General features: G+C 65.2%; 27 protein-coding genes and 1 pseudogene. 14 read left to right on the top strand and 14 right to left on the bottom strand.

All coding sequences use genetic code 11. The features are described 5' to 3' along the window. Positions 1–44 precede the first annotated feature (44 nt). Entirely contained in the window at positions 45–773 is a 729-nt protein-coding gene (locus ACSFBM_RS09525; RefSeq protein WP_435484126.1) for an NAD-dependent epimerase/dehydratase family protein, read from the top strand. Positions 774–1,017: 244 nt separating this feature from the next. Here ACSFBM_RS09525 and ACSFBM_RS09520 read toward each other — a convergent pair whose 3' ends face one another. Further along, positions 1,018–1,767 carry an SDR family NAD(P)-dependent oxidoreductase gene (locus ACSFBM_RS09520; RefSeq protein WP_435484125.1) on the bottom strand — a complete coding sequence of 250 codons (750 nt, stop codon included), beginning with the start codon at positions 1,765–1,767 and terminating at the stop codon, positions 1,018–1,020. 129 nt (positions 1,768–1,896) lie between these two features. Then, complete coding sequence (locus ACSFBM_RS09515) at positions 1,897–2,859, bottom strand: GlxA family transcriptional regulator (protein ID WP_435484124.1); 963 nt, start codon at positions 2,857–2,859, stop codon at positions 1,897–1,899. 109 nt (positions 2,860–2,968) lie between these two features. Here ACSFBM_RS09515 and ACSFBM_RS09510 point away from each other — a divergent pair, with 109 nt between their 5' ends. Beyond that, the gene (locus ACSFBM_RS09510) at positions 2,969–3,271 is read left to right on the top strand and encodes an antibiotic biosynthesis monooxygenase (protein WP_435484123.1); all 303 of its coding nucleotides are present in this window, start codon (positions 2,969–2,971) and stop codon (positions 3,269–3,271) included. A 7-nt stretch (positions 3,272–3,278) separates the two neighbouring features. Here the strand turns inward: ACSFBM_RS09510 and ACSFBM_RS09505 are convergent, their stop codons facing one another. Continuing rightward, positions 3,279–4,163: a LysR family transcriptional regulator gene (locus tag ACSFBM_RS09505; RefSeq protein ID WP_435484122.1), complete on the bottom strand. Its 885-nt coding sequence runs from the start codon at positions 4,161–4,163 to the stop codon at positions 3,279–3,281. 163 nt (positions 4,164–4,326) lie between these two features. Continuing rightward, on the bottom strand, positions 4,327–4,683 hold the full coding sequence (locus ACSFBM_RS09500) for a DUF2845 domain-containing protein (protein ID WP_435484121.1): 357 nt from the start codon (positions 4,681–4,683) through the stop codon (positions 4,327–4,329). A gap of 274 nt (positions 4,684–4,957) precedes the next feature. Between ACSFBM_RS09500 and ACSFBM_RS09495 the strand changes: the two genes are divergently transcribed. The 3 genes from ACSFBM_RS09495 to ACSFBM_RS09485 all read left to right on the top strand — a co-directional run bounded on the left by ACSFBM_RS09495 (position 4,958) and on the right by ACSFBM_RS09485 (position 6,925). Continuing rightward, a complete protein-coding gene (locus ACSFBM_RS09495) occupies positions 4,958–5,686 on the top strand; it encodes a DUF6882 domain-containing protein (RefSeq protein WP_435484120.1) in 729 nt (242 codons plus the stop codon). A 189-nt stretch (positions 5,687–5,875) separates the two neighbouring features. Next, positions 5,876–6,493 (top strand): class I SAM-dependent methyltransferase, encoded by a 618-nt coding sequence (locus ACSFBM_RS09490; protein WP_435484119.1) that lies wholly within the window; start codon positions 5,876–5,878, stop codon positions 6,491–6,493. A gap of 99 nt (positions 6,494–6,592) precedes the next feature. Beyond that, positions 6,593–6,925, top strand: coding sequence for a hypothetical protein (locus tag ACSFBM_RS09485; protein ID WP_435484118.1), 333 nt, complete (start codon positions 6,593–6,595; stop codon positions 6,923–6,925). Positions 6,926–7,185: 260 nt separating this feature from the next. Here ACSFBM_RS09485 and ACSFBM_RS09480 read toward each other — a convergent pair whose 3' ends face one another. Beyond that, positions 7,186–8,775 (bottom strand): N-acyl-D-amino-acid deacylase family protein, encoded by a 1,590-nt coding sequence (locus ACSFBM_RS09480; RefSeq protein WP_435484117.1) that lies wholly within the window; start codon positions 8,773–8,775, stop codon positions 7,186–7,188. A gap of 227 nt (positions 8,776–9,002) precedes the next feature. Between ACSFBM_RS09480 and ACSFBM_RS09475 the strand changes: the two are divergent. Both ACSFBM_RS09475 and ACSFBM_RS09470 read left to right on the top strand, forming a co-directional pair. After that, a pseudogene (locus tag ACSFBM_RS09475) lies at positions 9,003–9,122 on the top strand (IS30 family transposase); the annotation flags it as partial. 241 nt (positions 9,123–9,363) lie between these two features. Then, a complete protein-coding gene (locus tag ACSFBM_RS09470) occupies positions 9,364–10,176 on the top strand; it encodes a class I SAM-dependent methyltransferase (protein ID WP_435484786.1) in 813 nt (270 codons plus the stop codon). A gap of 111 nt (positions 10,177–10,287) precedes the next feature. Here ACSFBM_RS09470 and ACSFBM_RS09465 read toward each other — a convergent pair whose 3' ends face one another. Further along, on the bottom strand, positions 10,288–10,545 hold the full coding sequence (locus ACSFBM_RS09465; RefSeq protein ID WP_435484116.1) for a hypothetical protein: 258 nt from the start codon (positions 10,543–10,545) through the stop codon (positions 10,288–10,290). 174 nt (positions 10,546–10,719) lie between these two features. Here ACSFBM_RS09465 and ACSFBM_RS09460 point away from each other — a divergent pair, with 174 nt between their 5' ends. Beyond that, a complete protein-coding gene (locus ACSFBM_RS09460) occupies positions 10,720–11,352 on the top strand; it encodes a dihydrofolate reductase family protein (protein WP_435484115.1) in 633 nt (210 codons plus the stop codon). Between the two features lie 142 nt (positions 11,353–11,494). On the opposite strand, the gene ACSFBM_RS09455 is transcribed toward ACSFBM_RS09460, so the two are convergent. Continuing rightward, on the bottom strand, positions 11,495–11,764 hold the full coding sequence (locus tag ACSFBM_RS09455) for a hypothetical protein (RefSeq protein WP_435484114.1): 270 nt from the start codon (positions 11,762–11,764) through the stop codon (positions 11,495–11,497). A 532-nt stretch (positions 11,765–12,296) separates the two neighbouring features. Between ACSFBM_RS09455 and ACSFBM_RS09450 the strand changes: the two genes are divergently transcribed. Both ACSFBM_RS09450 and ACSFBM_RS09445 read left to right on the top strand, forming a co-directional pair. Beyond that, on the top strand, positions 12,297–12,611 hold the full coding sequence (locus tag ACSFBM_RS09450; RefSeq protein WP_435484113.1) for a hypothetical protein: 315 nt from the start codon (positions 12,297–12,299) through the stop codon (positions 12,609–12,611). Then, positions 12,608–12,934: a hypothetical protein gene (locus ACSFBM_RS09445; RefSeq protein WP_435484112.1), complete on the top strand. Its 327-nt coding sequence runs from the start codon at positions 12,608–12,610 to the stop codon at positions 12,932–12,934. Before ACSFBM_RS09450 ends, ACSFBM_RS09445 begins: the two co-directional genes overlap by 4 nt. On the opposite strand, the gene ACSFBM_RS09440 is transcribed toward ACSFBM_RS09445, so the two are convergent. Continuing rightward, positions 12,931–13,563, bottom strand: a complete 633-nt coding sequence (locus ACSFBM_RS09440; protein WP_435484111.1) for a hypothetical protein — start codon at positions 13,561–13,563, stop codon at positions 12,931–12,933. The genes ACSFBM_RS09445 and ACSFBM_RS09440 overlap by 4 nt on opposite strands. Before the next feature lie 134 nt (positions 13,564–13,697). On the opposite strand from ACSFBM_RS09440, the gene ACSFBM_RS09435 reads away from it, so the two are divergent. From ACSFBM_RS09435 to ACSFBM_RS09420, 4 genes are all read left to right on the top strand, one after another. Beyond that, a complete protein-coding gene (locus ACSFBM_RS09435) occupies positions 13,698–14,822 on the top strand; it encodes a 3-deoxy-7-phosphoheptulonate synthase (RefSeq protein ID WP_435484110.1) in 1,125 nt (374 codons plus the stop codon). Positions 14,823–14,890: 68 nt separating this feature from the next. Then, positions 14,891–15,274, top strand: coding sequence for a hypothetical protein (locus tag ACSFBM_RS09430; RefSeq protein WP_435484109.1), 384 nt, complete (start codon positions 14,891–14,893; stop codon positions 15,272–15,274). Between the two features lie 81 nt (positions 15,275–15,355). After that, entirely contained in the window at positions 15,356–15,949 is a 594-nt protein-coding gene (locus tag ACSFBM_RS09425; protein WP_435484108.1) for an SMI1/KNR4 family protein, read from the top strand. A gap of 165 nt (positions 15,950–16,114) precedes the next feature. Next, complete coding sequence (locus ACSFBM_RS09420; RefSeq protein ID WP_435484107.1) at positions 16,115–16,483, top strand: hypothetical protein; 369 nt, start codon at positions 16,115–16,117, stop codon at positions 16,481–16,483. 74 nt (positions 16,484–16,557) lie between these two features. Here the strand turns inward: ACSFBM_RS09420 and ACSFBM_RS09415 are convergent, their stop codons facing one another. From ACSFBM_RS09415 to ACSFBM_RS09390, 6 genes are all read right to left on the bottom strand, one after another. Beyond that, entirely contained in the window at positions 16,558–16,950 is a 393-nt protein-coding gene (locus tag ACSFBM_RS09415) for a VOC family protein (protein WP_435484106.1), read from the bottom strand. A gap of 131 nt (positions 16,951–17,081) precedes the next feature. Further along, positions 17,082–18,581, bottom strand: coding sequence for an amidohydrolase family protein (locus ACSFBM_RS09410; RefSeq protein ID WP_435484105.1), 1,500 nt, complete (start codon positions 18,579–18,581; stop codon positions 17,082–17,084). Between the two features lie 8 nt (positions 18,582–18,589). Further along, positions 18,590–19,492, bottom strand: a complete 903-nt coding sequence (locus ACSFBM_RS09405) for an ABC transporter permease (protein WP_435484104.1) — start codon at positions 19,490–19,492, stop codon at positions 18,590–18,592. Beyond that, a complete protein-coding gene (locus ACSFBM_RS09400) occupies positions 19,489–20,538 on the bottom strand; it encodes an ABC transporter permease (RefSeq protein WP_435484103.1) in 1,050 nt (349 codons plus the stop codon). The genes ACSFBM_RS09405 and ACSFBM_RS09400 overlap by 4 nt, the downstream gene beginning before the upstream one ends. Further along, positions 20,535–22,097: an ABC transporter ATP-binding protein gene (locus ACSFBM_RS09395; RefSeq protein ID WP_435484102.1), complete on the bottom strand. Its 1,563-nt coding sequence runs from the start codon at positions 22,095–22,097 to the stop codon at positions 20,535–20,537. The genes ACSFBM_RS09400 and ACSFBM_RS09395 overlap by 4 nt, the downstream gene beginning before the upstream one ends. 25 nt (positions 22,098–22,122) lie before the next feature. Continuing rightward, positions 22,123–23,175 carry a BMP family ABC transporter substrate-binding protein gene (locus tag ACSFBM_RS09390; RefSeq protein WP_435484101.1) on the bottom strand — a complete coding sequence of 351 codons (1,053 nt, stop codon included), beginning with the start codon at positions 23,173–23,175 and terminating at the stop codon, positions 22,123–22,125. Positions 23,176–23,180: the final 5 nt, after the last annotated feature.

Here is a 23,180-nt window from a genome sequence, read left to right as displayed (position 1 = left end):
GCACACCTAAGCTTTGCGGCAATGAACGGCCTCGAAGGAAAGCGATGAGCGAGAAAGTGTTTTTGGCGGGCGCCACCGGCGCCGTGGGCGCAGCGCTGATCCCCTTGTTGGTCGATGCCGGCTACACCGTGTACGGCAGCACGCGGCGCGCCGAGCGCACGGCTGCGCTGCAGGCGCAGGGCGTGCACCCGGTGGTCGTCGATGTGTTCGATGCCCAGGCGTTGAAGGCGGCGCTGGTGCGCATCGCGCCCTGGGCCGTGGTCCATCAGCTGACCGACCTGCCCAAGGACCTGGACCCCGCACGCATGACCGAAGCCGCCGCCCTCAATGCCCGCGTGCGCACCGAAGGCACGCGCAACCTCGTGGCCGCCGCGCAGGCCGCGGGTGCGAAGCGGCTGGTGGCGCAGAGCATCGCCTGGGCCTATGCGCCGGGCCCCAAGCCATTCACCGAAGACCGGCCGCTCGATGTCGACGCGCAAGGCACGCGCCGCGTGAGCGTCGACGGCGTGGTGGCGCTGGAGCAGGCCGTGCTGGGCGCGCAGGGCATCACGGGCACGGTGCTGCGCTACGGCCAGCTCTACGGCCCGGGCACGTCGACGGCCGAGCCCAAGGGCGCGAGCCCGGTGCATGTCGAGGCGGCGGCGCGGGCTGCATTGCTCGCGCTGCGGCACACGGGCGGCGGCGTCTTCAACATCGCGGAAGACGGCGCGGAGGCCAGCAGCGAGTTGGCGAAGCGCGCGCTGGGCTGGCGCCCTGCGCCGGGGCGGTGGTAGGGCCTACCGCACCCGGTCCCCGTCGCGCACCGACTCCACATCGGCAAGACGGTCTTCACAGACGCGTCCTTGTGTTGGTCAGCGGGATGTAGCCGCAATCGTCGACAGGCTGCCCGCAACGCTCAAGACCTTGTCGATCGGGCTCGGTCAACATGGCGCACCCCACGTAAAAAAGGCGCCGAGTCCGACCGGCGGTCGAGACTCGGCGTCTTTCGCTTGACGGCCTCCGGCAAGGCCAGGCCGATCAGGCGCGCTGGCCGCCGGAGGCGGTGATCCGCTCGCCGGTCACCCAGGCCGAATCATCGGAGGCCAGCAGAAGCGCCGCGCGAGCGATGTCTTCAGGCTGGCCCGGACGACCGAACGGAATCGTTGCGACGATGGCCTTGACGGACTCTTCCGGCCAACCCAGCGCCGCGATGCCTTCGGTGATCGTGGCCCCAGGTGCGAGGGTGTTGACGCGGATCTTCTTCGGCGCGAGTTCGACCGAGGTCACGCGCGTGATGGCGTCGACGGCGCTCTTGCTCGCTGCGTAGATCACCGAGTTGGGCATGAAGCCGACGCTGGCGATGGAGCTGATGTTGATGATGCTGCCGCCGTTCGGGCCGAAGTATTTCGCCGCCTCTTGCGTCGCGGTGATCACGCCCAGCACGTTCGTGGTGAACTGGCGATGAAATTCCTGTTCCGTCGCGGATTCGAGAGGTCCGAAGGCGTAGACGCCCGCGTTGTTCACCAGGATGTCTAGCGTGCCGAAGGCCCGCTTCGACTCTTCGAACAGTCGCTTGATATCGGCGGTCTTCGAGAAGTCGGCCTGGATGGCGACGGCCTTGCCGCCGGAACTCTCGATCTCGGCGACCAAGGCATGCGCCGCTTCCTTGCTGGTCGAGTAGTTCACGACGACCGAGGCGCCCGACTGGGCGAAAAGCTTGGCGATTCCGGCGCCGATCCCTTTGGAGGCGCCGGTGACGATGGCGACCTTGCCGTTAAGTGTGGTCATGATTTCTGTCCTTTGGTTTTACGGCGCCACTGTTGGCGTCTGAAAGGACTGTCGTCGATCGATGCACCCGCGGGTAGGTGCGTCGGCAACTAAGACTTATTCGTCAAATGGATCGCTGACCACCCGCCATCAGACCCGCGCGCGCAACTCCCTCACACCGCGGCCAAGCTTGCGTCGCAACAGGACGCGCAAAGTCACTCCGTCGGAGTACCCGATCTGCGTGGCGATCTGATCGATGCTTTCGCTGCCCGTGCGCAAGAGATGCACCGCACGCTCGACTCGCAGATCCTGGAAGTACGACAACGGGGTCTTGCCCAACACGCTGTGCAGGCGCCTTGCCAGCGTGCGTTTGCTGGCGCCGACTGCGACGGCCGCTTCTTCGAGCGAGAAGCCTCGCGCGAGTTGTTGCCGGGCCCAGCCCTCGAAGCGCTCGACCACGGGGTCGGCGTGGGAGAGGTGATCGGGGATGACGAACCCGGCTTGCGAGCCGCGCGTTTCGACCAGCAGATAGCGCGCCGCCAGCGCCGCGAGCTCCGGGCTGCGGCTGCGGACAATGCTCAGCGCAAGGTCGAGATGAGCCAAGGCCGCGCCGGCCGTGATGAAGCGCGCGGAGTTCACGAGCATGTGGGTCTCGTCCAGCAAAACCTTCGCGTAGCGGAGCCGAAACATCGGAGCCAGCCACCACGACGTCGTGGCGCGCTGACCGTCAAGCAGTGCGCTCTCGGCCAGCACAAATGTGCCGGTGCATGCGGCGCCAGCGACCGCACCGGACTTCGACCACTGCTGCAATGCGACGGCCGCGTCGGCCACGTCGGCGTGCGCGAGTCGCGCCGCGAGCGTGTCCGGCATCTTGGCGCCGAGCGCAGGCACGAGCACGACGTCGGGCTTCACCGCACCGTGCACAGGTACCACCGGCACGGTCAGCCCCTGCGCGGTTCGCACCCGCCGTCGCACCCCGACCAACGTCACTTCAACAGGCGACGGCGCGTGCGCGAGCGACCCTGCCAGTTGGTTCGCGGTGCCGAGCGTGTCGGTAAGGGCCGCAAGGCCCAGGTCGAACACGCCGTCGAGAACCAGAATGTGGATGCGCATGGCAACAATGGTATCAATATTGGCCTTCTTGCCACTGGCTGATTGCCCGGGCGGCGCAGAGACTTGCGACTCGCCGGTTCATTCACCTGTTCAACGAGAGAAGTACGCCATGTCCAAATTTGCCCTGTTCGTCCGTCTCGAAGCCAAGCCCGGCCAGGAGACTGCGCTTGCCGCTTTCCTGGCCGGCGCGTTGCCGCTCGCCAATGCCGAGTCGGGCACCACCACCTGGTTCGCATTGAAGTTCGGTCCGTCGACGTTCGGTGTCTTCGACACCTTTGCCGACGAGGAAGGCCGACAAGCGCATCTGGATGGCCCGATCGCCGCGGCGTTGATGGCCAACGCAGCCGCGTTGCTCAGCACCCCGCCGAACATCGAGAAGATCGATCTGCTCGCGGCGAAGTTGCCTGGTTGACCAAAGCCTAGCGACGCAGTTCCGCGATCAGGTACTCGACCAGCGCGCGTGCCGAGGGCTTCGGGGGTCGACCTGGCGTGAACATGCCGTGGGCCTCAACCTCGCCCATCGTCCAATCGGGAAGCAGTTGAATCAACGAGCCGCTGGCGAGTTCGGCGCGACAGCCCCAGAGCGCTGTGGTCACGACACCCATTCCCGCCACGGCAGCGGCGACGGACGCCTCGTTGCCGGTGACGGTCAGTCGGCTGTTGATGCGGGCCGACACGCGTTGCCCATCCTTCTGAAATGACCATGTGCCCGCGCTCGTGCCGGCAGGTCCCACGATGGCCGCGTGGGCGGCCAAGTCGTCGGGCGTCCGAGGCACTCCTCTCGCCTTCAGATAAGTCGGTGACGCCACGATCACTCGCTGCGTTCGGCCGATCAGGCGTGCGGTGGCCGTCGAGTCCTCCAACTCGCCGAGGCGGAGCGCGACATCGACTCCGTCCTTGACGGTGTCTTGCCTTCGATCGCTCATCAACAAGCTGACGTTCAGCGAAGGATGGCGCGCAAGAAAGCCCGGCATCACAGGGACGATCTCGCGCACGCCGAAGCTTCCAGGCATTGCAATGCGAAGTGAGCCACGCAGCTCCCGCGATCCGCGAGCCTGGTGATCGGCCTCCTCGAGCGAGGCCAGAATCTCTTCGACGCGGGTCAGATATTCGTTGCCCACATCGGTCAGCGTGACAGCTCGCGTCGTGCGAGCGATCAATGCGCCGCCAACGTCCTTTTCGAGCGCCGCGATGATGCGCGATACCGAAGGCTGTGAAAGGTCGAGCTCGCGCGCCGCAGCCGAGAAGCTCCCCGTGCGCGCAACGCGTACGAAAAGGCGAAGCGCCAGCAGTTTGTCGTTCATGCGAGGAATGGTTCGAGGATCGGTCGGCGCTGCCAATATCTCACATGGCAAATGCTGATGATCCCCGGACCGAAACGCCGAGCGAGTTTGGTTCTTGACAACTTCGCGCCCAGATTGCTCTCGGGCGCGCTGTCTTTCGATAGCCAGGCTGCGAAACTCACACCTACCGCACCCGGTCCCCATCGCGCACCGATTCCACCGTGCCGTTGAAGAAGCGCACGATGCCGAGGAAGCTGCCTTCGCCGCGGTAGTACGTCCAGTCTTCCATCGGCACGCACTGCTGCGTGACCACCTGCTGGGCCGGGCCGCCGGGGTACTGCGACGGAATCCACACGACCTGCGGGCGTGGCACGCAGACGAATTCGCGTGACACCGGGTCGCCGCATTTCTGCACCACTGAATACTTGGAGTCGCCTACGCCGGAGAGCCTGCCGTTGCAGTTGAGCGATTGCGCGGATGCGCTGCCGATGCAAAGCAAGGCGGCAAACAGGAAAGAGGCGCTTGCGAACAGGGTGTGCATGGTGGGGCGTTGCCAGCTGAACGGCTTTGAAGATCTGCGACTTTAGCGGGGGGCGAGTTGTCGGCTTCGGACCTTTGCGCCCATGAGACGACAGGCTACAGTCATGAAGGGGGTCTGGAGTTGCCACTGTCTGCCGGAGTGGGCGATCGGAATAGGTCCAGCAACACGGCCTTCCTGTTTGTGGGCGCCGACCTGAAACTGAGCCGGCTCAGTTCTACTTCGGCGCGGACATCCTGGGCTCCAACCGAACAACCGGCATCGACCATCAATCAACATGAGCACGTTTCAAGATCACTTTGCAGACCACGCGGCTTCCTCGTTCGCCAGGCAAATGGCGTTGGGCGATGTCATCGGTGAAAGGCCCTGGGGCATCGACATGCAGAAAGGCGTGTTGCGCTTCGGCGATGACCTGGAATACCCCGTGCAACTGCTCGGCACGCATGCCTTCGAACCCCGCACATGGCTGTGGGTCTGGGCCAATACGCAAAGCAATCTTCCGCCGCAACTCACCGAGACGGCCTTGCGCATCCGGCAGCTCGGCGAGGCGCAGGGCGTAGAGGCGTTCACCCAACCTTCGCTGCAGCTGGACGACATCACCGATCACATGATCGCCATGACCTGCAGCGGCCTGGAGGGAGGCCGCTGCTATTACCGCGCGCCTTACGACGGCGGCGCTCTGTTCGTGCTGCTTGACGATGTGCCGGCCGAGGTGTTGACGCCGGTGTCGCTGCCTCGCGTGAACACGGTGCTGATGGAAGTGATCTCGCAGTTCGATGTGGACCATCGCCGGATGGTGACAAGTTTCTTGCAGCAGCAAGGGTTGCAAGCGGCATCCAGCGGGGCGGGGAGCATCCGCGCCGAGAGAGCGGGCGAAGGACACATCGAGATCAGCTTCGACGAACTCGGCCGCATCTCGAATGTCGCTGCATCGCTGGGGCCGGCCGCGTCGGCACCGAGCACGCAGGCTGCACCGAAGAAGTCGCGGTGGCAGTTCTGGAAATAAGTGCTCGCGTCGCGCGACGACCCTTGGAAGCGCTCCGGAGGTATCCATCCGCTGTGGTCCCCAGGCTTGGACAACGCCCGGCGACCGCTCAGGGCTCGGTGCCGCCTGCAATGCTTTGGCTACATTCGGCCACAACCGGTCAAGCGTGGCCCGCCCTCGGCGCCTATTGACCCAGTACGTCTTCAGCCCATGCCTACTCAAGTCCCCGGAGCAGCCGGCTATGGCGCGAACGCCTCCGCCCTGGCCGCCCAATACGAAAGCGTCACCTTCGCCGAGGTTCATCGCGACCTGATTCACTTGCTCCCTGCGCCGCCTGCTGCGGTACTCGACATCGGCGCGGGTTCTGGCCGGGATGCTGCCGCGCTGGCACGTCGCGGCCATCGGGTCGTTGCAGTGGAGCCCACGGGCGAACTGCGCCGCGAAGGCAAGCGCCTCCATGGGGCGTTGGCAATCGATTGGGTGGACGACCACCTACCAACGCTGCACGTGCTGCGGCAGGCAAAACGGCGGTTCGACCTGGTCCTGCTCACCGCCGTGTGGATGCACCTGGACTCACTTGAGCGCGAGGCGGCCATGGGCGCTGTCGCCGACTTGGCAGCCGATGGTGGTCAAGTCTTCATGTCGCTCCGACACGGACCGATTCCAGAAGGCAGAAGGATGTTCGATGTTTCTGCTGACGAGACGACAAGTCTGGCGGCGGAGCATGGGCTCAGCTGTCACCATCACAGTGAGCGTGAGGACATGCTTGGGCGGGGTGATGTGCGATGGAGTTTTCTTGCAATGCGTCGCCGTTCACGCGGGCTGTAAACGGGGGCGTCTTGGAAGCCGGTGCAAAGGCAGAATGCGGCGGCGGATTCAACCGGTCATTGGCTTGGCCGAGCAAAATTCGGTCAGGAGTATCCAGCAATGAGCAATCAAGAAGAGCCGAGGAGCGAATCGACTGCCTTCGAGCGTATTGGCGGAAAGATGCTGCTGCTTGCGCTTGCGGCGCTTTCGAGCGGAACGGGCTTCGTTGCGTTGCTCACGGGCCGCCTAATTGAACGAGGACCACGTGCCGCCCCATTTCGTGTTTCGGAGTTGAGCGGACTTGCGGCGTATGCAGGAGGCGTCTTTCTCGTACTCGTTGGACTCACGCTTGCCCTGCTAGCCTTTAGAGGGCTACGTTCTCAGAGCATATTGAAGGTCTTGCTTGCCAGTGACGCGCTGGCATTCGCCGTCGCCGTCGCGACTCGCGTTTAGTACTGAATGTGTGCTTCGGCTCCGGTAGCATCGGCCTAGCTTCGACAACAGTCGGCCAGAGGCCGACACTCCCATGCGCCCCCAATCTTCTATGCGCATCGAAGATCAATCACTTTTCCCCGTCTCAAGGTGCTTCCACAACATGATTTCTTGTGGGCGAACTTCTGGGCGAAGAAAAACCCGCCGAAGCGGACCAATCACTAAGGCAGTTGAGGTCAAACGAGCGGGCCAGAAGTAGCGCACCGGTCAGCAGGCTTTGATTAGGCGCCGCAGCTGCCAGCCTTCGGCGTGCGCAGCAGCGGCACGCCGGCGCCCACGCCCGTGGGCTTGCCGCCGTCAACGGCAAGCTGGCCGTTCACCAGCACAACGACAACGCCCTCCGACAGCAGCGTGGGCTGTGTGTAGGTGGCTTTGGCTGCATAGCGCGCGGGGTCGAACACCACGACGTCGGCGAAGTAGCCGGGGCGCAGATGGCCGCGCTGCACAAGTCCGAGCGTGTCGGCTGTCAGTGCCGAACTGCTATTGATGAACTGCGCCATGGAGATCGTGTGCTCCTTCACCACGTACTGTGCGTACTTCTGGGCGAAGGTGCCGTAGGCGCGCGGGTGACCGGGCGACGAGTCGGACGAGGTCATGACCCACGGACGCTTCATGAATGCGCGCACGTCGCCGTCGCTCTGATTGAACGACGCGATCATCAGATCGCCGTCGCGCAGCACCGCGATAGCTGCATCGATTGGATCGACGTTCGAGGCCTTGCTCACGTCGGCCAGCGTCTTGCCCACGTACTTGAGATTGCCGGCCGAGAACAGGATGGACTCGGGGCCGCCACGCATCCTCAGGTTCTCGCGCATGTCTGCGTGCAGTCGTTGCTGGTCGGCCGGATTGTCGAAACGGTTGAGCATGGCGGAACGCCCGCCGTCCACCGCCCAGAGAGGCACCAGCGCAGCCGAAAAGCGCGTGCTCGATGCGGTCCACGGGTATTCGTCGGCCGTGATGTCGAGGCCGCCCGCGCGTTCCCGCTCGATGCGACGGATGATTTCGCCGCTCTGGCCCTGCACGTCCACGCCCAGAGCCTTGATGTGAGCCACATGCACCGGCAGCTTTGCTTCATGGCCAATGCGGATCACCTCATCAATCGCACCCTTGAGGCCGATGTTGTACATCGACTCGTCGCGAATGTGGCTGTCGTAGAGGCCGCCGTGTCGGGCCGCCACCTTGGCAAGCTCGATGACCTCTTCGGTCTTCGAGAAATTCTGTGGCGGATAGAAAAGGCCGGTGGACAGGCCGAGCGCGCCTTCGCACATCGCCTGGCTCACGTGCGTCTTCATGATCTCGATCTGCGCGGGCGTCGGCGCCTTGTTGGCCTCGCCTAGCTGGTCGATGCGCACCGGGCCGAAGCCCACGTACATCGCGACATTGGTGCCCACGGGCGTCGCGTGCAGGCGCTTGGCCTGGGCCGCGATGTCGAATCCACCGAAGCCGTCGTTGCCGATCACCGCAGTGGTCACGCCTTGCGTCACGAACGGGATGTTCAGGCGCTTCTTCGGGTCTTCGGAGTGCAGGTCGACGTCGGCGTGCGTGTGGGCGTCGATAAAGCCTGGCGCCACCACCATGCCTGTGGCATCTATGATGCGCCTGGCGCTGAATTGCGCTGGCGTTGCTTGGCCCGCGAAAACGATGCGGTCGCCGACGATGCCCACGTCGCCGACCACGGGCGCCTGGGTGTCGCCGGTGTAGACGGTGCCACCGCGCAGCAGCAGGTCAAGTTCGACCGGCGCGTCAGGGGCGGCGTGGAGCGAGGAAGAGAGCGCTGCCAGAACGGCCAGCGCGAGAGCGGTTTTCTGCATGGAGTGAGTGCCAAAGTGGAGCGGCGAGTTTGGAACCTATCTTCCATGCCCGCCAATTCCTTTTCTGGGGCGTCCTATGACGCCAAGGCATGGCTGAGACGAGACCCTCCTTCGGTGTGAATCAGCCGGTCGTGCCCTAGCTCCGCGCCTCCACACTTCATTCAAGGACGCGGGCTGTCGTTTCTGCAAAGCTGCATTGGCACGCGGGACGATGACGATTCAGCCTAGGTGAGCGTCAGCTTCAACTCAACGCGATCGCGAGACAATTGAACGAGAGGCCGCGCAAGACGCTCGGCTTCCATGCACCTGCTGAAATGTTCAGCGAATGTGTTGCATCGACCGGTTGAATCCGCCGCCGACTGTAGCCTTTCGGCGACCAGGCGCTTCGGGCCCACTGCGGCCGTACGGCGCCCGAGATTGGTCGACCGACAGCTGCCATTCGCAGGATTGGATGCCAAGCAAGCGTTCGTTCGACGCCAGTCAGCAGCAACCCGCCATGATTCCGTGGGCCTGGATGACCGCAGCACGACGTTGACGAAGGCGGCCTTCGCGCACAACATTGCCCATCCTCCGATTCAAGGGGTTCTCATGGCTGAGAGCGACAAAGTGTTCGCGGGCTCAATCCCGAAGTTCTATGACGCGTTGATGGTTCCGCTGATCTTTGCTGACTATGCCGCCGCTATGGCGGAGCTTGTCGCAGCCTCTTCGCCCGGCTCGGTGCTTGAAACGGCGGCGGGCAGCGGCGTAGTCACGCGGGCGCTCGCGCCCAAACTCAGCGCCGACACACGCTACGCAGTGACCGACCTCAACCAGCCCATGCTCGACTTTGCCGCCACCCGGCAGGGGTTCGACAGCCGTATCGAATGGCGACAGGCGGACGCACTCGAACTGCCGTTCGAAGACGCGTCCTTCGATGTCGTTTGCTGCCAGTTCGGCGCGATGTTCTTTCCTGACCGGGTCGCCGGCTACGCCGAGGCGCGTCGCGTGATGAGGCCCGGAGGGCGCTTCGTCTTCAGTGTCTGGGACCGCATCGAAGAGAACGCCTTCGCCGACGACGTCACTAAAGCTGTCGCCGCGCTGTTTCCACACGACCCTCCGAGGTTCCTCGCCCGCACACCGCACGGCTATCACGATGTCGCACTGATCCGGGACGAGTTGAGCCGCGCAGGGTTCGCCAAAATCGAGATTGAGACGCGCGAGAACGTGAGTCGTGCGGCCTCGGCACGCGGCGCTGCCACTGCCTATTGCCAGGGAACGCCACTGCGCAATGAAATCGAGGCACGCGACGCCAGCTTGCTTCAAGTCGCAACGGACCGTGCAACACAGGCCATAGCCAGCCGCCATGGCGAAGGGCCGGTGGCCGGAAAAATTCAGGCGCATGTGATCGTGGCGGCGAGATAACCGACTCTCGGCGCAAGACTGTTGCCAGCCCGGCTGAATTTGCGATGCCTGGAAGCCGCCTGTGGCCAGCGACTGGAAATGGCCGACTACCGCTTGTTGGCCAGTCGGCGTCTAGGAGACATTGTTGTCGAGATAGGTGACTGCGCGCGCCGACAGTGAAAGCGGCTCGGGACCGCCACCCTGAAGAAAGTCGGTCATACGTCCCACCGGCCAAGACTGCGAGTTGCCGCCCAAAAACTCGACTTCGTGTTCACCACCACGGTAGTCATGCCAGTAGCGAGCGATCAGCTTATCGCCCTTGTATATCGAGTACTCGTAACGTCCGAACGGCTCACGACGCGACGGATCCTGCTCAACTCGGTAGGTCATGCGATGTTCATTCTTCAATGTCTGCTGCTGTCCGAATCCGCCCGACCGGCATCGTGGCACATGCGCGTCATTGAAGTCACTGGGCTTGTCACGAATCGGCCCCTGTGGACACCATCCACTTCTCCAAGACATAATTGTGGACGGTGTTCACAACAAAGATGAAAGGCCAGCCCCATGAGCAAAGTATTCGTCAACATCGGACTCAGCCTCGATGGCTACGTGGCCCCCGAAGGGATGACCATGGACGACCCCGGCTACAAGAACTGGGGCGCCAAGTGGGGCGCGATGATGGGCTGGCTGGTCAAGCTGCAGCACTTTCGCGAGAACGTCCTCAAGCTCGGACCCGGTGGAGAAACCGGTCCGGTCAATGACCTCGTTCGCAGCACCTTCGAGCGGATCGGCGCCAACATCATGGGCAAGCGGATGTTCGACCAAGGGGAGGTCGCCTGGCCCGACGACGCGCCGTTTCACACGCCGGTCTACGTGCTGACCCATGAAAAGCGCGAACCCTGGGTGCGCCCTGGCGGCACGACCTTCCACTTCATCAACGACGGGCCGGAACGTGCCCTGGCGCTCGCGCGGGAATCCGCGGGCGGGCGCGACATTCGCATCGCTGGCGGCGCGGACGTGGTCCAGCAGTACCTGAAACTCGGTGCCGTCGACGAATTGGAGATCGCCCTGGCGCCGGTGTTGTTCGGCAGTGGGCGGCGTCTGTTCGAGAACCTGGGCGAACTAGGGACGCAGTTTCGAATCGACGGCGTTCTGGATGGTCCAGCCGCCACGCACCTGCGCTACGTGCGGCAATGAGGACACGCGAAGGTCGGCTTGCGGCGACGGATTCAACCGGTCGATGCAGCACATTCGCTGAACATTTCGACAGGTGTATGGAAGCCGACCGTTCTCCGTGCGACACACGGGCTGTGAAATTCACAGCCCGTCAGCCCCACCGCTAGCCGCCAGCCTCAGGCGCTTCTCTGCGCGCCTTTTCACTCATCTGAAACAACTCCCCCGCCTTGCGCGCCAGTTCAGCCGCTAGCCAGAGCACGTTGTCCAGATGCCGAGGCCCTTCACCGGTGTGCCAGTCGATGTCTTCCCCGTGGCAGACCCACAGCAGGGATTCGAGTTGGGTGAGGGTGTTTTCGAGCAGATCCGCCGGGTCTTGGGCGGTTCCGTCGGGAGATACCGGCGAGCGGGGCCGGGCTATAGTCTTGGTAGCCATTTGGTGTGCGTCCTTTTAGAAGTTGTGCACGTCTTTTGGTTAGACGGCTGGGGTGCTCGAACACCCCGGCCGTCGCCTTTGATACCTCGCATTTGCATCGTTGCTTTGGCAGCACCGACAACCCGCCGCGAGACGTAGCGCTTCATCATTCATTCGGCTTGCTGTGTGTTGCGCCTTCCTTGTCCCCTTGGTGGGGCGTTGAGTGACAGGGGCATTCACTGTAGAGAACAGCGCGGGGCATGGGGCCGCGGCGTGCAGCACGAAATCTCGATTCACGCCAACAAATACAACTTCTGCCGTTCGGCGTGGACGCAGGCGCAGCAAGCGCTCGGCAGGTCCCCACGGAAGGCGCTATCCCGCAGCCTTGCCAGACGCAGGCGAGAGGTAACTCCGCAGCTTGAAGCACGTCGTCATGGCACCTCGTCCGACGTTCGATGGCCAAAAAAGGAATACCTTTGGTTCTAAATATAGAAAAAAGGCGTCGGAGCACCGGACAACGAGGTCCGGCCATCCCACGTTCAAGGAACCTGTCATGAAGATCAAAAGGCCAGACAACCTGACCGCGATTCGCGAAAAATTCGGTGTGCCGGCGCGACGCGGCGGCGCGGTCGAGGTGGACGGCCAGCCGGGAATCATCACCGGCATGAGCGGTGACTTCGTCAGGGTCAAGCTGCGGGGCAGGGAAGCGGGGGTGCCGTTTCATCCTCACGAAATCACCTATGCGGTGGCGCGATCAGCTGCGGATGTTCCGCTGATGCCAGCCAGGAGCACCAAGCCGGACACGTCTGCGTGGCCGGGCAGGATTTCAGTTCCTAGCTCTGGCCGCCTGAACAAGGCCCGGGCATGACGGTTCTTCGCCCGATGGAATACCACAAAAGATGGATGGCGCCGCACGGCGCGCTGCGTTGTACTGGCGCGTCAAAACCTGAGGGGAACGCGATGAACAGGTCCACATGGCACAACGCAACCATCACCCTGAAGCTTCCGTGCGACACGGCCCCCGACGAAGCGATCGTTGCGATGCGCGCCGCTGGCATACCGGTCGATGAACTGGGTTTCGCCCAAGCAGGGTTCCTTCACATGCGCACGACGCAGGACTATCGCTCGCATGTGTTCCGGTGGTTCGCCAAGGAGGACGCCGGAGTGCGCACGGGCGCACCCACGCGCTAGCGCCGTCGCGGGTCCGGAAAGCGCTCCCTCAGCGCAGCCGTGGGCCACGCCTCGTCCGGCGAAGAGCCCCGCCCCGCCAATGTCCAGACCGCATCAGCGTCGTGCCGCTCAAGGTCGCGCATCAGGCTCGCGAGCGCCTTGCCGTCTTTCAGCCGCTCGGTCTCGGCCAGCTCGCCGCGCAGCCCCGGCTCTGCATCGGCCGCGTCGGGCAGGCCCTGTGTGCGCAACAGGATGTATTGCGGATAGCGCTGCGCGATCAGCGCCTCGAAGGCTTCATAGATCGGGCGGTAGCGCTCGCCGATGGCGCCGACGATGCCTTCGCGCCGCGCGGCCAGGCGTGCCACGGCGGTGGCGTTGTCGGTGACCAGGTAGGGGTAGGTGGCGTCTGCACCGAAGTCGTCCAGGCACTCCTCGCGCTCGACCGCGGCGTCTTCGTCGTCGATGTCGTATTGGTCGATGAAGCGCGCATGCCGGATATCGCTCTCGCTGAACAGGGCCAGCCAGAGCAGCGGGAAGAAGGCGTTGGCCTCCAGCTCGGCACCGTCGCCGAAGAAGCCTTGCCATTCGTTGCGGCTGCCGTCGGGCATGCGGGGCAGGGCCGAGCTGGACAGGTAGACGGGGTGTGACATGCGTTGCGCTCCGTGGTGGGCCAGACGGGCATCTTAGGGGCGGATCTTGGGGGCGGATCTTTAGGGGCGGAATGGGCCGTGGCCACCTTCCGAGGACAATCCACGCAGCTCAGCACCCATTCAAAGCCACGACCATGCCCCGCCTAGACGACCCCCTCCACGACGCCGAAATCGGCTCCCGCGACAGCACGCTCGACACCACGCGAATCGACGACGTGCGCATTGGCGCCGTTCGCCCGCTCATGACCCCTGCGCTGCTGCAGGAACGCGTGCCGGTGCGCGACAACACGCTGGCACTCGTCGAAAGCAGCCGCGCGGCCATTGCCGACGTGCTGCACGGCCGCGACGACCGGCTGGTCGTGGTGGTCGGCCCGTGCTCCATCCATGACCACGACCAGGCCATCGAGTACGCACAGCGCCTGAAGAAGGTCGCCGATTCCCTGCAGGACGACCTGCTCATCGTGATGCGCGCCTACTTCGAGAAGCCGCGCACCACCGTGGGCTGGAAGGGCTACATCAATGATCCGCACCTGGACGGCAGCTTTGCCATCAACGAGGGGCTGGAGCGCGCGCGGCGCCTGCTGCTCGAACTGACGACCCTGGGCCTGCCGACCGGCACGGAGTTTCTCGACCTGTTGAGCCCGCAGTTCATTGCCGACCTGATCGCCTGGGGCGCCATCGGCGCGCGCACCACCGAGAGCCAGAGCCACCGGCAGCTGGCGTCGGGCCTGAGCTGCCCGGTGGGTTTCAAGAACGGCACGGACGGCAGCGTGAAGGTGGCCGCCGACGCCATCCTCGCGGCCCGCGCGCCGCATGCTTTCATGGGCATGACCAAGATGGGCATGGCGGCGATTTTCGAGACGCGCGGCAACGACGACTGCCACGTGATCCTGCGCGGCGGCAAGGCGCCCAACTATTCGGCCGCGGATGTGGCGGCCAGCTGCGAGGCATTGGTGGCCAACGGCCTGCGCCCCCAGGTGATGGTCGACGTCTCGCACGGCAACAGCAGCAAGCAGCATCAGCGGCAGATCGTGGTTGCCGCGGACGTGGCGGCGCAGATTGCGGCGGGCGAGCAGCGCATCACGGGCCTGATGATCGAGAGCCATCTGGAAGAAGGCCGGCAGGACCTGAAGCCCGGCGTGGCGCTGAAGCACGGCGTGTCGATCACCGATGCGTGCATCGGCTTTGCGCAGACGGTGCCGGTGCTCGAGGGGCTGGCTTCGGCGGTGAAGGTGCGGCGGCGGGTGTTGAAGGGGTGAGGGGCAGGGCTGCTTGTTTCGGAGCAGCGCGTTGGCTGCCTGGTCATCTCGCTCATCTGTAGAAATCCATGCGACCACGCGAACCGCGCCAGTTGAACGTGCAGCAGCAAAATGCGCGTGTCGAGCGATCGCTTCGCGCAGAGGCGCTCTACTGGAGAGAGCATGGCGTGCCCGAAACACTGTTGCGATGCGCAAAAGAGCTAGGCATCCGGTGGGAAATGTCTATCGTCATCGACCTTGATACCGACTATCCAGGTTCTCTGTCCGGCGTTCTGGTCAGTCAAGACGCTCGGTTCATTGAATTCGACATCGATACCGATCCCGATGGCGTTGTGCAGGTTCACCGGTGGACCGATGTCACAAGCATGCAGAACTTCAACGAGCACAACGCCGGCACCGGCGTGGGTGAGGGCGCATTGGCGCTGCGAGTCTTGCGCGAGCTGACCACGTAGAGCTGGCCGGGGCGCATATGCATCGGCTCTCAGCGACGACCGCTCGCGCACTGCGGGAAGGCAAAAAAATGAGGAACTGCGATGGATCTGAAAAAATGCCGCGCCGTGCTGGAGAACGCTGGCGTTGCACTCGCCGCTGGCTTGTCCGCACTAGAGGTGAAGCGCGCTGAACAAAGGTTCGGGTTTGTTTTTCCGGAAGACCTGCGTGAACTTTTGAGCCATTTTCTTCCTGTGGGGGCGGACTTTCCAAGCTGGCGCAATCTTGATGATCCCTCGCTGTTGGAGATGATGGCGTTCCCTTCGGAGGGCGTCTGGCACGCGGTTCACTATCCATTCGAAAATGGTGCGGGTATCTGGAACTTGGGCTGGGGCCCCAGGCCCGCCAATCTCGAGCGGGCGACTCTTCACATGCGAGCAGTGCTGGCACGAGCGCCCAAACTCATCCAGGTCTATGCGCACCGCTACATGCCAGACCAACCTTCCCGCACTGGCAACCCGGTGTTCTCTGTGGTTTTTCCGACAGACATCATTTGCTATGGGTCGAACCTCGAGGATTACCTGGTGAAGGAGTTCGTCAAGCAAACCAGTGACGATGTCATCGTTTCGTGCAGCCGACCTCGTCGAATCGATTTCTGGTCAGCGCTGGTCGATCGGAATGTGGGGACAAGCGAATAGCCAGGTTTTGTGGTGGCGTAGAAGAGAGAGACGAGACATGAACATAAACATCACGACCATCGTGGCGCCTCGCGTGGATGGGTCGAAGACGACATCGGCGCGACCGTCTCAACGCCCGACACCCGGCAGCCGGGTACGGTGAAGCCATAGAACCCGAGATCACGTATGCCAGAACTGGTTTGGGAGCCCGTCGACTTTCTCGACCTGCTCGGCGTAGCGCCTGACGAAGCGGAGTACGGCGCATCGTTTCACTACGTTGTTCATCGCGAGGACCTGCGCCTCGAGCTGACTGTGTGGCCGATGAGCGGCGACGTCGCCGTCCGTGTCTATTGTTCGACGCAGCGCCAGCCAGTGATCGACTTGAACCTGCTGGATTGTCCCGGCGTCAGAGTGATCGAGGACAAGCGCGGAAGGTTCATTGAGTTTGCGGCTGCAAGCCTGTTTGCTGGGCGCTTCGATCAAACTGTGGCTGCACCCTATGGCTTCAGGGTGCAGGTGGACCCGTTCGTTCAGGTCTCGCCGTACGCGTACTGAGCCCTGCTACTGCCCTCAGGTATGCGCAGCCAAAACCAAGCGCACTGACAAACGGTATGCATCCCGCCCCGCGCTCAACCGCCCACAGGCGAGCACAACTCGACCAGCAGGCCATCCGGGCAGCGCACATAAGACACCACCTGGCCCCACGGCTTGGTGACCGGCGCAGAGAGTTCCGCTGCCCCGGCCGCCACGGCCCGCGCATGCGCCGCTGCCACGTCGTCGGTCACAAAGCCGAGCTCCATGCCCAGTGGCTTGGCCGATTCGGATGCAGCCACGTGGCCCTGCGCAAAGTTCGATGCGGCGAGTTCGTGCGACGCAAAGGCGAGGGCGGTTCCGCCCGTCTCCAGCTCGCCGTAGGTGCCCGACTCGTGAAGGAAGCGGGTGGCAAAGCCGAAGGCCTGCGCGAAGAATTGCAATGACTGGGCGACGTCGGGAACGTAGGCGATGGTGTAGCCGAACTTCATGGTCGATGGAGGGGATGCGGTAAAAAAGGGGAAATCGGGTCGATGCCCGGGGGACCGCACTCTACTCAGCCGCGTGACCGTTCCGCACGATGCCCCCGCGAACGCAGAGCCCATCGCCCGCGCCGGCGGATTCAGGCGTGGCGATGAAGGCCCACGTCGACCTCGTTGCACCGGCGAATGACCTCGGCGAAGTACGGCTCGAACACCTGGTTCTTCACCTCCCACCGGCCGTGTTCTTCCAGGTACGCGGGCAGCAGTTCGCCGAGCTCGGCCCACACCTCCTGCTCGCGCACGGTCGTGAGCTGGCCGTTGCGGCACACGACATGCCCGCCGACCATCACCAGATCGATGGCGCTGCCGTTCTCGCAGTAGGCCAGCTGTTTCACGATGTCGTTGCGCGGGCGGAAGTTGTCGTTGGCCAGGTCCAGCAGCACCAGGTCGGCGGCCTTGCCCACTTCGATGGAGCCGGTGGTGTCGTCGAGCATCGCGGTGCGCGCGCCGGCCAGCGTGGCCATCTTCAGCACCTCGAAGGCGGTGAGCCACTGTGAGGGCGGCGTGCCGTTCACGTTGTGCATCAGCGCCGCGAAGCGCATCAGGTCGAACACGCGCGCGCTGTCGTTGGACGAAAGTCCGTCGGTGCCCAGGCCGATGGCCACGCCCGCGCGCAGCAGCTTGCGCACCGGCGCCAGGCCCGAGCCCAGCTTGAGGTTGCTCAGCGGGTTGTGCACCACCGAGCACGTCGCCTCGCCCATGCGCGCGATGTCGGCGTCGGTGATCCAGATGGCGTGCGCCAGTGTGGCGTGGCGGTCGAGCACGCCGATGTCGTGCATGTGCGCGAGCAGCGTCTTGCCGTAGAACATCTGGCCGGCCACGGCCTGCACCCTGGTTTCGAGCAGGTGGGTGTGCAGCGGCACGCCGTGCTGCACGGCCAGCGCGTGGCAGGCCTGCAGCATGTCGGTGGTGCAGCGCTGCGGCGCCGACGGCGTGATGGCGAAGCGCATGCGGCCTTCGGCCTGCCCGTGGAACTGGCGAAAGGCTTCCTGGCAATAGGCGGTGTAGCCGGCCACCGTGGTGGGCGCGCCGAACTTCAGTTGCACGCGCAGGTGCTCGGGAAACACCTCATGGCCGAAGGGGGTGGAGTCGAGCACGGCGGTGTCGAGCACGGCGCTCGACACGTTGGCGCGAATGCCCGCGTCCCGGTAGGCCTGGAAGACGATGCCCAGCCGGTCGATGCTGTGGGCCATCGGGTCGAAGAAGTCGTCGCACAGGGTGGTTACGCCGTTCTTCAGCGATTGCATGGCAAGCACTTGGGTGCGCAGGTACAGCAGGCGGTCGCCGATGGGGCTGCCCGAGAGGTAGGTGTACGCGTACAGCAGCCACAGCTCGAGCGGCATGCGCTCGTAGCGGCCCTTGAAGAAGGTCTCGCTGGAATGGGTGTGCGCGTTGACGAGGCCGGGCATCAGCAGCTTGCCGCGTCCGTCGATGACGTCGAATGCATCGGGCAGCGGCAGGTCGGTGCCGATGGCGGCGATCTTGCCGTGCTGCAGCAGCACGTCGGCCTGCACGGGCCGCTCGCCCTGCGGGCCGCCGACGGCCAGCACTTCGGCGCCGCGGATGAGCGTGGCGTTCACGTGCGCGTTCAATCCCGCATCTCCGCCGTGCCCCGGATCGAGCCCAGCCCGCCGCGCAGCTTGGTGCTGAGCCACACGCCGAAGATGGTGGCCAGGTAGGGCAGGGCCTGCAGCAGGTCGTTGGAAATGGCGCCGCCGTATGCCAGCTGCGCGCGAATGCCCAGGGCCGACACCACCGCGAAGAACAGCGCCGCCGCCGTGGCGCCCAGCGCGCTGCCGGCACCGAAGATGACGGCCGCGAACGCCATGAAGCCGCGGCCCGCCGTCATGTTCTGCGAAAAGATCTGCAGGCTGCCGCCGGCCAGCTCCGCCCCGCCGATGGCGCACAGCACGCCGCCCAGCGCCAGCGCCAGCAGGCGCATGCGGGCGGGGTTCACGCCCACGCTGCGCGCGGCGAAGGGGTGCTCGCCGGAGGCCGACATGCGCAGGCCCAGCCGCGTGCGCTCCAGCAGCAGCCACACCAGCCACACGGCCACGGGCATGAACAGCACGAACACCGAGAGGCCGCCCAGGTGGCCCAGGTCGGCATCGAACAGGCTGTTGAGCTTGGGAATGCCGAAGGGCGCGGTGACCGTGGCTTCGCTGTCGTACAGCGCCTGGATGGCGAGCGACGTGCCGCCCAGGCCCAGCCCGGTGAGCCCCAGGCCCGCGATGATCGGGTTGGCCTTGAGCTTCTCGACCACGTACCACAGCAGCGCCGAGGCCGCCACGCACAGCGCGGCGGCGATGAGCAGGGCCTGCACGAAGGAGCCGGTCTGCACGATGCCCACGATGAGCGCGCAGCTGCCGATGATCATCAGCCCCTCCAGGCCCAGGTTCCAGATGCCCGCGCGCTGCGCCAGCACCCCCGCCAGCGTGACGTAGACGAGCGGCGTGCCCGAGATCAGGATGGATACCAGCGTGTCGGTCATGCGGGCTTTCGGGTAAGGAGCTTGTCGAGCCACCTGGCGCGCGACGTGATGAAGAGCGCGATGGTCGCGTTGATGACCTCTATGGCCGCCGCGGGCATGCCGACCATCACCGGCAGGTACAGCGCCGCCGAGGCCAGCGCGCCGAAGAAGAGGGCGGACACGGCCGTGCCCACGATCGACAGCTGCGCCACCAGCGCGATGAGGATGGCCGTGAAACCGTGCGCCGGCAGGAAGCCGCTGGCCAGCCGGCCGTTGGGCCCCAGCAGCTCGATGCTGCCGGCCAACCCCGCGAGCGCGCCGCTCACCAGAAAGCTGAAGAGCCCGATGCGGCTCACCCGCGCGCCCTGCCAGGCCACCATCGTCGGGTTGCGCCCCGCCAGGTTGGCCACGATGCCCAGCGCCGTGCGGTTGGCCAGCAGCCACGACAGCACGAACACCGCCAGCGTGAGCGCGCAGATGAGCGGCGACACGCCCAGCGAATCGGAGATTCGGTAGGCGTCCGCAATGGGCCGGCTCGACGCCTGCTGTCCCGAGCCCGAAGGATCTTTCAGCGGACCGGAGGTGACGTACACCAGCAGCAGGCCCGCAAGGAAGTTGCCCATCAGCGTGGTGATGACCTCGTCGGTGCCCGAGCGCAGCCGCAGCAGCCCGGGCCACATGGCCCACAGCGCGCCGCCCGCCATGCCCGCGAGCAGGCAGCCCGACACGACCACCCACGCGGGCGCGCCGCCCAGCCATTCGGCGGTGAACGCGGCGAGGATGGAGCCGACGTAGAACTGGCCCTGCGCGCCGATGTTGAAGAAGCCCGCGCGAAACGCGATGGCCACGCCCGTGGCGGTGATGAACAGCGGCATGGCCCAGCGCAGGCCCTGGTGGAGGGCGCCGTCGCGCAGGAACGCGCCGTCGAGGATGCCGGTGAAGAGTTCGCCCACGTCCAGCCCGGCGCTGTAGAACGCCAGCGCGCACAACACCAGCGCAAAGCACACGAACAGAACGACGCGCAGCACCGGCAGCATGCGCGCGGGGGAAAACAGGTGAGCCATCATGCGTGCGCTCCCACCATCGCCTGGCCGATTTCGCGCAGGTCAAAGGGGCCGCCGTAGTCGCCCACCACCTTGCCGCGCAGCATGACCAGCACGCGGTCGCTGATGTCGAAGAGCTCGTCGAGGTCGGAAGAAATCAGGATGATCGCGGCGCCCCGGTCGCGCGCCTCGCGCAGCGCCTTCCACACGGAGGCGGTGGCGCCGATGTCCAGGCCGCGTGTGGGCTGCGCCGCAATGATCAGCCGCGCGCTCGCGTCCACCTCGCGCGCGAAGATCACCTTTTGCGCATTGCCGCCCGAGAGCGAGCCGGCCGGCTGGCCGCAGTGGGCGTAGCGCACGTCCCATTGCGTGAGCGCGGCGTCGCATTCGGCCTGCAGCTTGCGCGGGCGAACGAAAGAGAGCAGGCCGCCCTGCAGCAGTTGGCCCATTGACCAGTTTTCCCACAGGCTGCTGTTCAGGGAAAGGCCTTCCACGTTGCGCTCGAACGGGATGATGCGCAGCCCCGCCGCGCGCCGCGTGGCCAGGTCGCTGTGCGTCACGTCGCGGCCCGCCAGCTCGATGCTGCCGCTGGCGGTCTGTGCAAGTGCGGCAATGGCGCGCACCAGCGTGCGCTGGCCGTTGCCCTCGACGCCGGCGATGCCGATGATTTCTCCGGCGCGGATTTCCATGCTCACGTCTTCCAGCGCGGCGCCTTCGGCATCCGGCCTGGTCGACAGGTTCTTCAGCCGCAGCACGGTGGGCGCGGTGAGCTCGCGCCGCGGTGGTGGTGCTGCCTGGGCCTGGGCCTCGGCCTGCAGAGACACCTTGGCGTCGCCCATGATCCACTGGCTCAGCTCGGCGGCGCCGATGCTGCTGCACGGCACGGGGCCGGTCACGTGCTCGCCGCGGCGCAGCACGCTCACGGTGTCGGCGATGGCCATCATTTCGCGGATCTTGTGCAGGATGAGCACGACGGTCACGCCGCGCTTCTTCAATATGCGGATGCGTTCGAACAGGGTCTCCACGCCGGCCGGTGCGAGCACGGCGGTGGGCTCGTCGAGGATGAGCACCTTGGCATCGGTCACCAGCGCGCGCGCAATCTCGATGCCCTGCTGCGTCTCGATCGGCAGGTTGCGAATGACTTCGCGCGGGCTCACCGACAGGCCCAGCCCGTCCAGGTGCGCCTGCCAGCGCTGCGCCAGCTGGCGCGAGGTGAACAGGCCGCGGTGCCGGTTGGAGCCGAACTCCATCGCCTGCGCCACGGTGAACGACGCCGGCAGCGCAAAGCTCTGGTGCACCAGCTCCACGCCGGCCGCGCGCGCGGCGTTGACGTGGCCGGTGCGGATCTCGTGTTCGTTGATGCGCACCCGGCCTTGCGTGGGCTTCACCAGCCCCGAACACACGCGGGCGAACGTGGTCTTGCCCGCGCCGTTCTGGCCGACGACCGCATGAATCTGCCCTTGCGCGAAAGCGATGGACACGTCCGACAGCGCCTTCACGGTGTCGTATTGCACGGTGACTCCGTCCAGCACCAGCGCGGGGGGCGCCGGGGAGGTCTCGCTGCTCGGGGAACTGGGGTTCATGGGTGCGTCGCGAACGGCTGAAGGGTCAGAGAACGGTGTTGAACGCGACCTTGACGGAGCCGTTCAGGATGGCCGCCTGCGTGGTGCGAATCTCTGCCATCACCTGCTCGGCCTTGGCGGCCACGGCCTTGTCGCCTTCCTTCTGGAACACGGGCGAGAGTTCGAGGCCGACCACGCCGGTGCCCAGGCCGGTGTTCAGGTGCGCGCCGCCCTTGCCGGTCTTCAGAATCTTCGAGGCCTCGTCGTACAGCGACTTGCCGAAGTGCAGGCTGACGATGGAAATGAGCGACTTCGGGCCCTGCGGGTACTGCGCCGGGTCGAGGCAGCTCACCAGGCGCCCGGGCTTGTCGTTGGCCGCGGCGATGATGCCCGCGTCGGTGGCGGCCGCGTCGGTCTGGATGAAGTCGATGCCGCCGTTGAACATCTGCGTGGCAATCTCGCGGCCCTTGACCGGGTCCTGGAACGAGCCCGCGAAGGCGACCGTGACGGCCGCGTTCTTGCGCACCGACAGCACGCCGGCTTTGAACGCGTTGTAGTCGGCGTTGAGCGGCGGAATCGACATTCCGCCGATGAAGCCGATCTTGCCCGTGGTCGACATGCGCCCCGCGAAGATACCGGCCAGGTAGGTGCCCAGGTAGTAGTCGTAGGACACGGTGGTCACGTTGGCGATGGCGGGCTTCATCTCGTCGCCGAACAGCTGCAGCCACTGCGTCTTCGGGTACTTGGGCGCCAGTGCCTTTAAGGGCTCGCTCACCTCGTTGAAGGTCGACACGATGATGGCCGCGCCCGCGTCGGCCAGCGTGCGAAAGATGGTCTCGTAGGTCGACGGGTCCTTCGCGTAGATGGCGCGGGTCTGCATGCCCGTTTCCTTGCCCAGCAGCTTGAGGCGCGCGATCATCGCGTCGACCGCGCTGGCGTCGCCCGCGGCCTGCGTGTGCACCAGCGCGATGAGGCCGCCCTTGGCATTGGCGATCAGCGGATACAGGGCGCTGACCATGGCGACGCCGCCCATGCCGGCGACGGCCTTGAGGATCTGCCGGCGAGCGGGCCTGGCGCTGGAGGATGCGTGGTGTGTCATGCGGA

The organism is Variovorax pasteuri, assembly GCF_051216435.1.
Lineage (GTDB): Bacteria > Pseudomonadota > Gammaproteobacteria > Burkholderiales > Burkholderiaceae_C > Variovorax.
This window is presented reverse-complemented; position numbering and strand designations above follow the sequence as displayed.